10 protein-coding genes and 1 pseudogene are annotated in these 13,294 nt (G+C 68.5%); 7 read left to right on the top strand and 4 right to left on the bottom strand.

The window, feature by feature from the left end:
* Positions 1 to 11: 11 nt before the first annotated feature.
* Positions 12 to 854, bottom strand: coding sequence for a helix-turn-helix domain-containing protein (locus OHS71_RS20140; protein ID WP_328480767.1), 843 nt, complete (start codon positions 852 to 854; stop codon positions 12 to 14).
* A gap of 240 nt (positions 855 to 1,094) precedes the next feature.
* Between OHS71_RS20140 and OHS71_RS20135 the strand changes: the two genes are divergently transcribed.
* A complete protein-coding gene (locus OHS71_RS20135; RefSeq protein WP_328480766.1) occupies positions 1,095 to 1,490 on the top strand; it encodes an MmcQ/YjbR family DNA-binding protein in 396 nt (131 codons plus the stop codon).
* Here the strand turns inward: OHS71_RS20135 and OHS71_RS20130 are convergent.
* Positions 1,460 to 1,723: a hypothetical protein gene (locus tag OHS71_RS20130; RefSeq protein WP_328480765.1), complete on the bottom strand. Its 264-nt coding sequence runs from the start codon at positions 1,721 to 1,723 to the stop codon at positions 1,460 to 1,462. The genes OHS71_RS20135 and OHS71_RS20130 overlap by 31 nt on opposite strands.
* A gap of 211 nt (positions 1,724 to 1,934) precedes the next feature.
* Positions 1,935 to 4,586: an RICIN domain-containing protein gene (locus OHS71_RS20125; protein WP_328480764.1), complete on the bottom strand. Its 2,652-nt coding sequence runs from the start codon at positions 4,584 to 4,586 to the stop codon at positions 1,935 to 1,937.
* A 683-nt stretch (positions 4,587 to 5,269) separates the two neighbouring features.
* Here OHS71_RS20125 and OHS71_RS20120 point away from each other — a divergent pair.
* From OHS71_RS20120 to OHS71_RS20110, 3 genes and pseudogenes are all read left to right on the top strand, one after another.
* On the top strand, positions 5,270 to 5,800 hold the full coding sequence (locus OHS71_RS20120; RefSeq protein ID WP_328480763.1) for a SigE family RNA polymerase sigma factor: 531 nt from the start codon (positions 5,270 to 5,272) through the stop codon (positions 5,798 to 5,800).
* Positions 5,797 to 6,582 (top strand): hypothetical protein, encoded by a 786-nt coding sequence (locus tag OHS71_RS20115; protein WP_328480762.1) that lies wholly within the window; start codon positions 5,797 to 5,799, stop codon positions 6,580 to 6,582. Before OHS71_RS20120 ends, OHS71_RS20115 begins: the two co-directional genes overlap by 4 nt.
* 55 nt (positions 6,583 to 6,637) lie before the next feature.
* Positions 6,638 to 6,994 (top strand): annotated as a pseudogene (locus OHS71_RS20110) (non-reducing end alpha-L-arabinofuranosidase family hydrolase); the annotation flags it as partial.
* Positions 6,995 to 7,101: 107 nt separating this feature from the next.
* On the opposite strand, the gene OHS71_RS20105 reads toward OHS71_RS20110, so the two are convergent.
* On the bottom strand, positions 7,102 to 8,835 hold the full coding sequence (locus OHS71_RS20105) for an RICIN domain-containing protein (protein ID WP_328480761.1): 1,734 nt from the start codon (positions 8,833 to 8,835) through the stop codon (positions 7,102 to 7,104).
* A 769-nt stretch (positions 8,836 to 9,604) separates the two neighbouring features.
* On the opposite strand from OHS71_RS20105, the gene OHS71_RS20100 reads away from it, so the two are divergent.
* The 3 genes from OHS71_RS20100 to OHS71_RS20090 all read left to right on the top strand — a co-directional run bounded on the left by OHS71_RS20100 (position 9,605) and on the right by OHS71_RS20090 (position 13,015).
* Complete coding sequence (locus OHS71_RS20100; protein ID WP_328480760.1) at positions 9,605 to 10,987, top strand: ice-binding family protein; 1,383 nt, start codon at positions 9,605 to 9,607, stop codon at positions 10,985 to 10,987.
* Positions 10,988 to 11,145: 158 nt separating this feature from the next.
* Positions 11,146 to 11,835: a DUF5819 family protein gene (locus OHS71_RS20095; RefSeq protein ID WP_328480759.1), complete on the top strand. Its 690-nt coding sequence runs from the start codon at positions 11,146 to 11,148 to the stop codon at positions 11,833 to 11,835.
* A complete protein-coding gene (locus OHS71_RS20090) occupies positions 11,825 to 13,015 on the top strand; it encodes an HTTM domain-containing protein (RefSeq protein ID WP_328480758.1) in 1,191 nt (396 codons plus the stop codon). Before OHS71_RS20095 ends, OHS71_RS20090 begins: the two co-directional genes overlap by 11 nt.
* Positions 13,016 to 13,294 lie beyond the last annotated feature (279 nt).

Below are 13,294 nucleotides of genomic sequence, written 5' to 3'. Positions count from 1 at the left end.
CCGCGTTTCCGTCAAGCGCCGGTCCTTGCTTCGCGGGCCGCGAAGGCGGCCGGGGTGAGACCGGTGCGGTCGCGGAAGAAGCGGCCGAAGTTCGCGGGGTCGGTGAAGCCGAGGTGGACGGCCACAGCACGGGCGTCCCACCGGGCCCCTCCCAGAAGGCGCCGGGCTTCGAGGAGGCGCCGCTCGTCGATGAGTTCACGCACCCCCTTGCCCGTGGCGTCCCGGGCGGCGCGGCTGAGGGTGCGGACCGAGCAGCCGAGCAGCTCGGCGTAGTCCGCGGCTTGGTGCAGTTCCCGAAAGTGCAGCTCCAGGGCGTCCAGGAAGCGTCCGTACCTGTCGGCACGGCCACGGTCGGTGCCGGCCGCGGCCGTTGCCGTGCCGACGGGGTGGATGCCGGGGGAGTTGGCCAGGCGCAGCAGCAGCGATTCGAGCAGGCTGCGCCGCAGGGCGTGGTGGACGTCGAGGGGGCGGCGCCCCAGTGCGCGGTGTTCGTCCAGGAGCTGGAGTGCCGTCTGCTGGAGCCAGTCGGCGTCGTCGGGGTGCGGGCTCAGCACCGCAGGGGCCTCGTGCGCGGTGAGCGGGGCGAGGAGACGGGCGAGGTCGGGCCGCAGCACGTCCGGCTCGAACAGGATGAACGGGCCGCGGGCCGCGCCGGGCGGATGCCAGCACTGCGCGTGCCCGGGACGCACCCACAGCCACTGGCCGGAGGCGACGGTCCGCGTGACGTGGTCGACGTCGTGCCGCAGCTCACCCTCGGTGACCGCGATGAGGTAGTGGAAGGTGGCACGGCCCGGACGGGGCGGGTTCCACGGCCAGCTGTCGTGCTGGGCGAAGAAGTCCTCGACGGTACTCACCTCGAGGCCATAGGGAGTGCCGACCGGGGGCTGGAAACCGTACAGCGGAACCGCGGCCGGTCCGGCCTGCCTGCTCCTGCTCGGCCCGGAGTGTCGCTTGTCGACCATCACATGTCCGCAGCCTACCGGTCTTCCGGTCGGCTTCGACGAAAGGATGGGACGTGCCACCGCGTCCGCGCGGCGCGCCCTCCGCGTCCTTCGACGCCACAGTCCGTCACCACCTGGGAAGGCTCATCACCCATGAACGGATCGGCCCTGCACAAGACCGCCGCCGACTGCGCGGAGGAGCTCCCCGGAGCCCGGCTGGAGCATCCCTTCGGCCCCGACTGGGAGGTCTTCAAGGTGCGCGGCAAGGTGTTCATGCTGATGACCGAGGTTCCGGGGCGTCCCGTCGTGATCCTCAAGGCGGACCCCGGCGAGGCCCACGCCCTGCGGGAGCAGTACAGCCACATCACCCCGGGCTATCACATGAACAAGAAGCACTGGATCACGCTGGAGGGCGGGGAAGGCGTCGGCGTAAAGCTGGTCGAGGAGCTCGTCACGGACTCCTATCTGCTGGTCGTCGCCCACCTGCCCAGGGCCGAGCGGCCCGTCGACCCGCACACCTACGGCACCGGCACACGGGCGGCCCGGTGAGCGCGGCCGGCGACCGGCTCCAGGACATCGCCCGACAGGCGAGCAGCCTTGGTGAACTCCTGGTACGAGTCCATCCGCGTCTGGCGAACGGACATGCCGTAGGCATCAGCTCCTGATTTGGCGGCAGCACCCACGGATTCCCGGCTGGCGGAACGAGCGGCGGTAACGGTGGCCACCCCTCCCACCAGGGCGCCAGCCACGCCGGCAATGGCGGCGATGAAGGCTGTGTTCATGGCCTCAGAGGCAAGTCGCATAGCTATCACAGAAGAAGGCGGACCGGGCGTCCCACTCGCTGGGACCATGTCGGCCGCGAGTCGGACGCCGTGCTGTGCGGGGGCCGTCCGGACAGCCCGGCGTCAGGAGCTCGTACAGGACAAAGCGGGCTCCTTCAGCCACCGCGGGGCCGCAGGCCGTTGTGGCTGCGGCCCCGCTCGGGCGCCTGGGTCAGGACGGGTCGCCGTACTGGAGGCCGCGTCCGTTGGTGCCGATGTAGACGCGGCCGTAGGTGTCGGGGTCGCCGGTGATGATGCCGAGGCTGCCGATGGCGCCCCACTGGTGGGCGCTGTCGTTGACGCGGAGCCAGGTGGCGCCCTTGTCGGTGGAGCGGAAGACTCCGGTGACGTCGTTGACGGTGCCGATCAGGTACAGGGCCTGGTAGTTGGTGCCGGGTGCGGCCTTGCCGAAGCCGAGGGCGGAGGCGGACTTCACCGTGGTGAGGGTGGTGAAGGTGCGGCCGCCGTCGGTGGAGTGCAGCAGCCCGTTGCCGCCGCCGGCGATCCACAGGTCCCCGTTGATGCCGGGGACGGCGGTGAGCCTGCCGGAGGGCAGGCTGGTGGCGCGGGGGGTGAAGGTCGCGCCGCCGTCGGTGCTGGCGTGGAGCGTGCCGCCCGTGAGTGAGTAGAAGGTGTTGGCCGAGGAGCGGTCGGCGACGACCACGGCGTCGGTGCCCAGGCCGCCGACCTTCGACCAGCTCGCTCCCTTGTCGGTCGAGCGGTACGGGGCCTGGCCGTCCTCGGTCCACACGATGGTGGAGCCGTCCGCCGCGAGCGCGACATGGCCGCTGTTCGCGCTGCCCACCGGCTCTGCCGTGAAGCCGTTCCAGCTGCTGCCGCCGTCGGTGGAGTAGGCGCCGTCCTGCGCGCCGCCGGTGCCGACGCGGACCATCACCGCGGGGGCCGACTGGGCGAAATCGATGTCGGTGCTGCTGCTCATCAGCGGGTTCTTCAGCCGTCCGGCGGGCACCTCGGTCAGGGAGTCGTGGCGGAAGCCGCCCTGGTCGCCCATGGAGGTGATGACGGTGGCGCCGCCGGGAGGGGCGATCGCGTCCGCCAGCGAGGTCTCCTCCAGCCCCCGGGCCCCGGCGGTCCAGTGGCTGGTACCGCCGCTGTCGGAGGCGCCCGCGTCCTTGCTGCGCCAGATGCCGTTGCCGGTGCCGTACAGCACGTGCCCGGAGTCGAAGGGATCGATGGCCAGCGCGGTCATCCAGTGCCCGATGCCGGTACCGATGTATGGAGCGGCGGAGGCGTCGCGCTGCGACTTGTCGGCCAGTGCCTTCCAGGTCGCGCCGCCGTCGGTGGTCCGGTAGACCTCGTCCTCGGGCCACCAGCGGTCGAGGGTGGTGACCATCACCGTGGACGGCTTCTGCGGGTCGACGGCCAGACCGGAGAACCCGTAACTGCCCTGGGACGGGGAGATGTTCTTCCACGTGCCGCCGGACGGCGTGTACTTCCACACCGAGCCCGCCGTCGCGTCGTTGGGGCCGATGTCGTTGCTGTACGTCAGGTACAGCGAACCGTCACCGGAGACGACACCGTGCTGCGGCATCTGGCCGGTGGGCCGCCCGGAAACGGCCTGCCAGCTGCTGCCGCCGTCGGTGGAGCGGTACAGGGAGGTGTCCTTGTCGTTGACGCCGACGTAGACCGTGTTGCTGCCGGCCGGGCCGTACGTCACGAAGGAGATGCCCGCGCCGCTGCTCGCCCCGTCCTTGACGGGGAACGAGGAGACCTGCGTCCATGTCGCGCCGGAGTCGGTGCTGCGCCACAGGCCGTTCTTGCGGGTGCCCAGCAGCAGGGTGCCGTGGTCCGAGGGGTCGATCACGAGCCGTTCGCCCGCCCCGCGGCCGGGTTCGTTGCCGCCCAGCTTGAACGGCAGATCGGTGCGCTGGAAGGTGCGGCCCCGGTCGGTGGAGCGCAGGATCGCCCCGTTGCCGGCCCACTCGTTGGTGTAGGTGCCCGTCGCGAGGTAGAGCCGGTCGGGGGCGACGGGGTCGGTGGCCAGCGCGTCGATGCCCAGCAGGTTCCAGTCCTTCTCACCGAGCCAGTCGGTCAGCGGGATCCACTGCTCGGCCGCGGTGTCCCAGCGGTAGGCGCCGCCCATGTCGGTGCGCGCGTACAGCAGGCCCTTCTCCTTCTGGTTGAACACCAGCCCGGTGACGTAACCGCCGCCCACCACCTGGGCGTTCTTCCACACATACGGTCCGGCCGCGGCCGTGGTCTGCGCACCGCCGGTCCCGGTCGCCTGGGTCTCGGCCGTCTTCACCAGCTTCCACTGCTGGTTGGTGCTGCCTCTGCCGGGATATTGGATGATCGGCGCGCCCTGGGCCGTGGAGCCTCCGGAGACGTCCAGGACCTGGCCGCTCCTGCGGGAGGTGAAGGTGACGGCGTCGGAACCGCTCACATCGTCGATCCGCCACTCCTGGGAGGTGGAGGAGCTGTCGGTCTGCTGCTCGGCGGCGGCCGCCCGGGCGGTCGAACCGCCCGCTATGCCGAGCACCTTGCCGCTGTTGCGGTTCACCAGTTCGTAGTAGCCGTCCCCGGCGGGCTTCAGCTTCCACTGCTGGTTGGCGGTGTTCTGGTCGGTCCACTGCTGGATACGGGTGCCGTCGGCGGTGGAGAAGCCGTTGACGTCCATCACCTTGCCGCTGCGCACGGAGACCAGTCTGTAGTAGGCATCACCGTCGACCGTCGCGGCCTGCGAATCCTCCTGGGCGAACAGGAGATACGGCACGACGGCGAGGGGTACGCCGAGCAGCAGAGCAGTGGCGGTCCAGCGACGGCGGTGACGCCCGCGGCGCCCGCCGTTCGTGGGGTTGTTCATGGGGAAGACGTTCTCCTTGCATGCCGTTCACCGAGGCCCGGATCCAGGCACCGAAACTGGCCGGATCCGATCCCTTGTGGTCACAGGCCCCGCAAAGGGTTGCCGCGAGCCGGGAACTCTTTCACCTCGACGACGCCGGGATTGTCGCCGTCACCGTCGGCTCGCCAAGCGGTGGGGTTGCCGGAGAGCTTCCGCTTCTACGACCTTCGTCCCACCGGTCACACCCTGGTCGACGGCCTGGACTCAGCGCCGTGAAGCCAAGGACCGGCGTGCCGCTCTGCGAGCCGGGCTGGCACGTGAACAAGCAGCCTTTCGTACCGTGCACCGGTCGCCGAGACAACAGCGCCGGGGCGGCAACCTTCTCGTCCTCCGCGGCAACTGGGAGCCGGAAGGCCGAGTCGAACCAGCCGGATGGACGGGCATGAGGGCAACGAAGCACGCCGCGCCGCAACCGTGGCGCAGGCGCGGACCGGTCACGGCGCCGCCGTGCAGCCGGACGTCGCGCAGCCGACCGGCGTCCGGTTCGCCCGGCATTGACCCGCCCGCCGGTCAGCCTTTACCGCCCCGCAACCATGCACGACAGCCGTTCGAATCCCGGGCCAAGCGCTGTTAGGCTGCGCCCCCCGTTGTTGTTAAACGCGCAACCAAATCGCGCATCATGGCAAGGAGAGGGCGACCGGGGGATGGTCCTCGATGACGCGTCCGCGGAGTTCCACGAATTCTTCGAACGCCACTATGCCGAGCTCGCCCGTCTGGCACACCTCCTGACCGGCGAGACCGATGCGGCGGACGACCTCGCGGCGGATGCCCTGGTCGCCCTGTGGCAGCGCTGGGACCGGTTGCGGCAGGCCGACCACCCCCTCGCCTACGCCCGCGGTGTGGTGACCAACATGGCGCGGGGGCGGATCCGCAGCACGGTGCGGGAACGACGTCGGATCACGCTGTTCTGGTCCCGCAGCCCCGAGAAGGTGGAGGGGCCGGACATGGCGGCCGTGCTGGACGTCCGCGCGGCGCTCGCCCGGCTGCCGTTCCGCAAGCGTGCCTGCGTGGTGCTGCGACACGGCCTCGACCTGTCGGAGAAGGACACGGCGGCAGCGCTGGGCATATCGGTCGGAACAGTGAAAAGCCAGACCTCGAAGGGAATGGCCGAGCTGGAAAGGATACTGGGCGCACGAGCGGCCGGGGACCTGGTGCCAGGGAGGAGGAACCGGTGAACGAGCAAATCGACCGTCGGCTGCGCGAGGCCGCCGAGGCCCACCGGCCCGACCGCGCGCGCATGCTGGCCCGGGTGGAACGCGGCATGGCCGGCCCCGCCGTCCGTCACCGCGCGCGGCCGTTCGCGAGGTCCGGGACCAGGGTCGCCCTCGCCGGGCTCGCCGCCGGCGGCATCCTGACGACCGGCGGCCTCGCCGTCGCCGCCATCGTCGCGACCCCGTCGCCGCCGCCCACCGTGACCACGCCGGCCACCCCGTCCCCGACCGTCAGCTCCCCGCACCCGACACCGGCCCGCCCCACCCCTGTCGCGCCGGCCCCGGTCACCACCCCGGGCAGCTCGCGCCCGACTCCGTCTGCCACCAGTCCTTCGCCGACCGCCGACGAGAACCAGGACGGGCCGCTGTGGTCGGCCGGCTCGCTGGATCCGAAGAGCACCGTCTACTGGACGCAGAGCAACCTCGTCCTCAGGACGACCCAGCCGCTCACCTCGCTCACGGTCGAGATCCGGATCGTGCAGACCGGCGGGGCGAAGAACACCGGCACCTGGCAGACCCTGCCGAGTGGTGACTTCACCGTCACCGTCCAGGAGGCCGGCGGCGCGCTGGTCTACCGCTGGGTCCTCAAGCCGGGCCTGACCGTGCCGACCGGGAACCATGAGTTCGCCGTGCAGTTCAACAACGGCGCCGGCGTGCGCAGTGCTGCGGGCGACGGCTACCGCGTCGACGCACAGGGTCCGGGCGGCTCCGCGTCGGTCCGGGGAGGGTTCGTCCCGACCCGGTGAACGCCGGCAAGCACCTGGTCTACGGGTCGAACTACTCGGGATCGGCCTACGGCTCGATGGCGCGCAGGTCTACAAGGTCCAGGGCCAGAACCAGTACCTGATGATCGTCGAGGCTCGCGGTGCGAGCGAGCAGCGCTACTTCCGCTCCTTCACCGCCACCAGCCTGAACGGTTCGTGGACCCCGCAGGCCGCCACCGAGTCCAACCCCTTCGCGGGCAAGGCCAACAGCGGTGCCACCTGGACCAACGACATCAGCCACGGCGACCTGGTCCGCAACAACCCCGACCAGACCATGACCATCGACCCCTGCAACCTACAGTTGCTCTACCAGGGCAAGTCCCCCAACGCCCTGCCGAACACCTCCTACGACAACCTGCCGTACCGCCCCGGCATCCTCACCGTGAAGCGCTGACCCGCCTCCTGGAGAAGCCCCCAGCCCGACGAAGATGACGAAAGGCGCCCCCACCGGAGAGATGGGGGCGCCTTTCGTCATCTTTCACCTACTGGAGTGCTGCACCGCTACTTGAGCGCTGTGCCGCCCGAGTTGTGATAGGCGATCGTCTTGTTGATCAGGTTTCCGCCGTCGGACTCGACCGTGGTCTGTTCCTGCTGCCCCGGACCGAAGAACAGGCCGGCGACGTGGGCGTTCGCGACCTGGTCCATGTGGGCGAAGAACCAGTCCACCTTGTCGTCCTTGTAATGGTTGAGGGTGTTGTTCTGCGCCATGTTGCCCACGGGGATCTGCCACAGGACCACCGGCTTGCCCACGGACTCGGCCATCGTCTTGTAGAACTTCAGCGTGGCGGAAGCCTTCTGGCCGGTCCAGAAGTGGTCACTGCCGCCGTGGGCCGGCTGCGCGTACCAGCCTGCGTCGCGGTCCGACACATCGGTGGCCAGGAAGTCGGCGTTCTTCGCCCCGAGGCTCGCGTAGTCCTTGACGCAAGCCTGTGTGTCGGTCTCCCAGTCGAAGCAGGAAAGGTGCATCCCCACGGCGGTGTTCGGCGCGTACTTGTGCGCCATCGAGATCAGGCACTGGGCGAGTCCGGTGGCGCTGTTCTCCTGCGAACCGCAATCCTTCGGATTCGCGCCCGAGACCTGTGCGGGAACCTGGTGCGGATCGCCGAGCGACCGGACGTAGCCCCAGAAGTCGGGCTCGAGATCGATCGCGTCGTGCGACGTGCCGATCTTCTGGAGGAAGAAACGGTAGTCGTTCAGGTACCGGGTGAGCAGGTCGAGCCGGTTGATGGCCTTGACCTCGCCCGGACCGTCGCCCTGGCCTGCCGCATCCCCGAGGTCACGCAACGAGTACCAGGTCCAGAGCATCTTCTGCGGACGCGAGCTGCCCTTGTACGTCGCGTGGGCCGCCACGTCGTCCCGCCAGGTCACGTAAGTGCCGGGCGCCGTGGTGCTGCCGTTCCAGCAGCCCCACCAGCCCGACCACCCGTCCTGGCATTTCGCTGCCGTGTAGTAGTCCGACGAGGGCGCGGGCTGGCTGTGCACATAGGCGTAGCGCCCGTCGAACGGCGCGGCGGCCGCCGAGGCGTCGGACATCGAGCCGCCGATGAGCACCGTGTCACTGCCCATGAACCGCTTCGCCGAGCTGCTGCCACCAGCCGCGGGCGACGAAGACGAAGACGAAGGCGACGGTCGCGTGTCGCTCGGAGTCGGGCTTGCGGGAACGCCGCCGGCCGGCGCAGTGGGCGTACCGGCGCCGCCGCCGACACTCCCGGCCGGGACGAGTTGCCACTGCTGATCGGCGCCGCCCCGGTCGCGGTTCTGGACGACGCCGCCCCCGTCGGCCTTGGCGGCGCTGCGGACACCGACAGCCATGCCACTGAAGCGATTGACCAGACGCACGTAGCCGTTGGACGACTTGGCCAGTTTGAACTGCTGGTTGGTGCCGTTCACGTCTTTCCACTGCACGACGGCGGAGCCGGCGGTCTTCGACCAGCCGAGGTCGTCCAGCACCTTGCCCGAGGTCCGGTTCTTCAGCCGGTAGTACCCGTCACCCGCGTCGATGAACTGCCACTGCTGGTTGGCCCCACCGTGGCGCGCCCACTGCACCACCGCCGCGCCGTCGTTCTTGGCGGAGCCGCGGTCGTCCAGCACCTTGCCGCTGTTGCGGTTGACCAGCACGTACCACTTCTTCAGATCCAGGGTCTTCTGCTCCGCCGAAGCCTGGCTGACCACGACAGCCGAGCCGGCCACGACCACCATGGCGAGACCCGCCCACAGACCCCGACGCGCGAGCAACCGACGACCACGATGCTTCGGACGACCACCGCGCACGCCGTCGCCGGCGCGGTGCCCGTCGACGCGGGACGCCACCGATGGCGTGGGTGGACCGGGGACATGTCTGCGCTCTCGTTCCAGGGACATGCCTGTGCTCTCTTTCAACTGTTGCATGTGACCGCACCACTTGGCCGGACACCCACTGAGTGGCCAGAGAGGCCGAAAAGGTTGCCGCGAAGATCCACAGAACTTTTTTCTGCTTGGACGCGGAAAGCGCCGCCCGCGTGGCCACCACCCCGCCATCGATCGGGCACGCGAGAGGCACAGGCTTCGGACCCCAGCCACCCACAAGGCACGCCAGGAAGCTGCGGCCATGCCGGAAGAGGGGACTACCGAGCCCGACGATCAAGTACCTGCCACGAATCTGGCACGAGACCACTGATCATGACGGGCAGCAACGCCGCTTTGCCGTCCGCAGGGCGCTCGCCCTCCCACGCGTTCACGACCTGCGACCTCTAGCTGTGTGGATGGGCCGCGCTATACCCATAGCCTTATGTGATATTCCGATTCGAGTCTGACCGTCCGATGAAGTCACCCAAATGCATCGCGTATTAACGCTCTCTGCGGTTCCTCGCCAGTTAATCTGAATCAAACCTCGTTCCCAGGCATCGCCGAGCAGGCCATTGAAATCCCGTGGCGCTTGTCGGCGACAAGAGGTCACGGCTCGCGGCAACTCGACAAGGGCAGCAAAGAACATTCACCACATTCCTCTAGAGGAGCAGTCCCCTCGATGACGCAGAACATCTCTGGTGCGTATCAACGGCGCGCAATGCCCGCCTGGATCGCGTCGGTCATCACGGCGTTGATCGCTGCTACCGCAGTGGTAATGGTGCCGACGCAGGCAAGTGCCATTACAACGCCCGTTCCCCTTGGTGCTGCCAGCAGCTTCGCGGTGCTGGGCGGCGAGGCGGTCACCAACACCGGTTCTTCCCTGATCAGCGGAGACGTCGGGGTGTCACCAGGAACTTCGATCACTGGATTCTGTAACCCGCCGCCGCCGGGGATCCCCGCATCTCCGCCATGTGCCAATGTGATCAACGGGACCGTCCACGTGACGGACGGGCCGGCCAACTCTGCGCATGCCGCACTGCAGAATGCGTACCTGGTCGCCGCAGCCCGGGGTCCCGTTGATGGCACCCTCAACTCGGAGCTCAGTGGCGCAGGCGGCCCGACGGGGCTGGGTCCGGGCTTGTACAACTTCGTGCCTGGTGTGGTCACGAACTCGGGTGTTCTCACGCTGAACGGCGGCCCCGACGCCGTCTGGGTGTTCCAGGTCCCCTCCGGACTGACGCTGGCATCCGGCAGCCGAATGGAATTCACCGGCGGCGCTACGGCATGCAATGTCTTCTGGCAGATCGGGAGCTCCGCCAGTTTCGGCAGCGACTCCTTCTCCGTGGGCACCTTCATGGCCCACACCTCGATCACCATGGAGAACAGGGCGGTGGTCGAGGGCCGGGTGCTGGCTGGCGCTGTGGCCGAGTCCGGAATCGTGTCGATGATTACCAACACGATCACCCGGCCGACTTGCGGGACCGGCACCACCACGACCGGCACCACCACCGGCACCACCACTGGGACGACCAGTGGGACGACGACCGGCACCACGACCGGCACCACCACTGGGGGACTCCTCGGCGGCGGCCTCGTCAGCGGCGGCCTCGTCAGCGGCGGCCTCCTGGGCGGCCCCATCCTCTCGCCCGGCGCGACCTCGGGGAACACCGCTGGTAACACCTCCGGGAACAGCGCGGGCAACACCGCCGGGAACACCACTTCCGGGAGCACCATGGGCAACACGGCCGGGAACACCTCTGGCGGTAATGGCGGCGGGCACGATCACGGGCCGGGCCGACCGAACCACGGCCAGCACGGAAAGCCCGACCACGGCGGCCAGCACGGAAAGCCCGACCACGGCGGCCAGCACGGAAAGCCCGACCACGGCGGCAACGACTTCCCGCAGCACGGCAAGCCCGACCACGGCGGCAACGACTTCCCGCAGCACGGCAAGCCCGACCACGGCAAGTACGAGTACGGCGCGCCAGACGAGAACTACGGTTACGACGAGATGCCCAAGGGTCACGAGGACGACGACCACTCCAAGAGCTACGAGGGCTAGACCGCATACTGCGGTCAGTCCGCTCACCGGATGACGGCGCGCGGCGGATTCTCACCGAATCCGCCGCGCGCCGTCGGTGGCAGTCAGTGAATAAGCCCCGCGAGCAGCTGATAGAGAAAGACAGGTAGGCGGTGTCGAGCGGAATTGACTCAGCGGACGTGGAGGAAATCCAGCAGTCCGACTCCAATCCGGCCGCGCAGGAATGTACTGACGCCCTGGACGCGCCGTACAAGTCGCCGAGGGGTGCCCGGGCGCTGAAATCCGGACTGCGCGCCACCGTGGTCCTGTGCTTGGCGGCGAGTGTCGTCCACGTGATTTTCGTGTTCCTTCAAGTAGCACCGGAGAACACCGTCTCCAAGCGTTACAGTCCGCTGATCAATGCATGGGTGTATCCCTTTTTCGAACAGAACTGGCGGCTCTTCGCGCCGGATCCCGAATCCATCAACCGGCAGATTCTGGCGAGAACCGCACACACCGGCTCCGACGGATCGGTTCAGGTAGGCCCTTGGTTCGACCTGACGGCCGTGGACAGTTCCGCAGTTGAACACCAGCCGTTCCCCAGCCACACAGCGCAGAACATGCTGCGCCGTGCCTGGACCGGCTACGTGGACACGCACGGAGGAGACGACAAGGCGCGCACGGAACGCGCCCTGATGATGCAGAAGTACCTGACCAACATCGCCGCGGACCGCGTCGCCGCACACAACAGCGGCGCCTTCGACTTCATTCAGCTCCGCGTTGTCACACTGTCCATCGACGCGCCCGGCCCCGCCGCCGGCAAGCGCCCGCCGACGCCGGTCGACAACCGGCTCCTGCCCTGGTGGAAGGTGACCCGCCATGGAAAATGAGGCGCAGAGGACCACGCCCGCCGGCGCCGACGGGTGGCTCGCCGCCCGGATCAAAGCCGCATGGGACCTCCTGACCGGCCGCCCGGTCTCCCTGTACGCCGCATCGGTGCTGCGCATGGGCTACGGACTGCTCTACCTGCTCTTTCTGCTGCGCGAGTTCCCGCACCGTGCCGAGATCTGGGGTCCCGGTTCCGCATGGACGCCCGCCTTGGCACGCCAGCTTTTCGAGCAGACGGGCTGGTTCAGCATCCTGACCCTGTCCGACAGCCGTACCTACTTCGAGCTCTGCTATGTGCTGGCCCTCGTCACATCCGCGCTGTTCATGCTGGGCTGGCGGACCCGCGTCCTGTCCGTCCTCTTCGCCGTCATGGTGACCTCGTTCCATGCGCGGGCGATCTTCATGACGGACGGGGGCGACAACCTGATTCTGCTGATGGCCCTCTACCTCGTCCTCACGGCCTGCGGCCGGCGCTGGTCCCTGGACGCGCGCAGAAACCGACTGAAGACGGTTCGCGCGGGGACCGCGACGGAATCGGCGAGAAGTCCCTTCGCGCGGCAACTCCGCGACACCCGAACCACCTTGATCACAGTGGTGCACAACTGCGGTCTGTTCCTCATCGCGGCACAGGTCTGCTTCCTCTACGGATCAGCCGGTCTGTACAAGGTTCAGGGACCTTCCTGGAGCAGCGGCACCGCACTCCACTACGTCCTCAACCTCGAACTCTTCCGGCCATGGCCCGCGCTCTCCCACTTCGTGGACGAGCACACGCTCATGGTCGCCATCGCCGGCTACATGACCGTGCTCTTGCAAGTGGCCTTCCCGTTCGTCCTCTTCGGCAGGCTCAAGTACCCCGTTCTCGCGATGCTGCTGGGCATGCACATCGGCATCGCCGCACTCATGGGGCTGCCTCTGTTCTCCGGCGCGATGATCGTCGCGGACGCCGCGTTCCTGCCCGACCGCTTTTACGCCTACCTGCCCCACCTCTGCCGACGCGCGATGCGGCGGACGGATGGACGGCATGCGGCACCTGGACAAGCGGTAGGAGCCGGAACGGTACCTGCGCAAGGCAGGCCCGGCGTGCTCGGCTCGAAGCATCGAGCCGTACTCCCCGCAGGGCGGACAGACACCACGCTCGCCACCGAGCCCGCGTCCCCGCAGGTGCCCCCCAAGAGCAGGTGAGTCGGCTACCGAGCTGCACGATGTCGAAGGGCCCATGGCTTGCGGTGGGCCCTTCGACATCGTGCCTGGGCGAGATGCGAACCCGTGAGGGATTGCCCCGACACCCTCCGTCGACTTCTGCATGTGTAACTTCACGCCATGCCCACCGTTCTCGGCATCCTCGGTGTTCGCGCGGCCCTCCTGGCCGCAATCAACGCTCTCCAGATCCTCCTAGGCCGTCTCCTCGTCAGGCCCTCGACGAGCAAGCGTTCAACTCGCCGTCTCCGAGCAGAGTCGGCC

The organism is Streptomyces sp. NBC_00377 (genome assembly GCF_036075115.1).
Lineage (GTDB): Bacteria > Actinomycetota > Actinomycetes > Streptomycetales > Streptomycetaceae > Streptomyces.
Note: the sequence above shows the minus strand (reverse complement) of the source record. Positions and strands in the feature narration are given on the sequence as shown.

Bases quoted from the DNA above. Each gene is read 5' to 3' on its own strand.
- OHS71_RS20135 (WP_328480766.1), top strand. From the start codon at position 1,095: ATGAACGGATCGGCCCTGCACAAGACCGCCGCCGACTGCGCGGAGGAG.
- OHS71_RS20130 (WP_328480765.1), bottom strand. From the start codon at position 1,723: ATGAACACAGCCTTCATCGCCGCCATTGCCGGCGTGGCTGGCGCCCTG.
- OHS71_RS20125 (WP_328480764.1), bottom strand. From the start codon at position 4,586: ATGAACAACCCCACGAACGGCGGGCGCCGCGGGCGTCACCGCCGTCGC.
- OHS71_RS20120 (WP_328480763.1), top strand. From the start codon at position 5,270: ATGGTCCTCGATGACGCGTCCGCGGAGTTCCACGAATTCTTCGAACGC.
- OHS71_RS20100 (WP_328480760.1), top strand. From the start codon at position 9,605: ATGACGCAGAACATCTCTGGTGCGTATCAACGGCGCGCAATGCCCGCC.
- OHS71_RS20090 (WP_328480758.1), top strand. From the start codon at position 11,825: ATGGAAAATGAGGCGCAGAGGACCACGCCCGCCGGCGCCGACGGGTGG.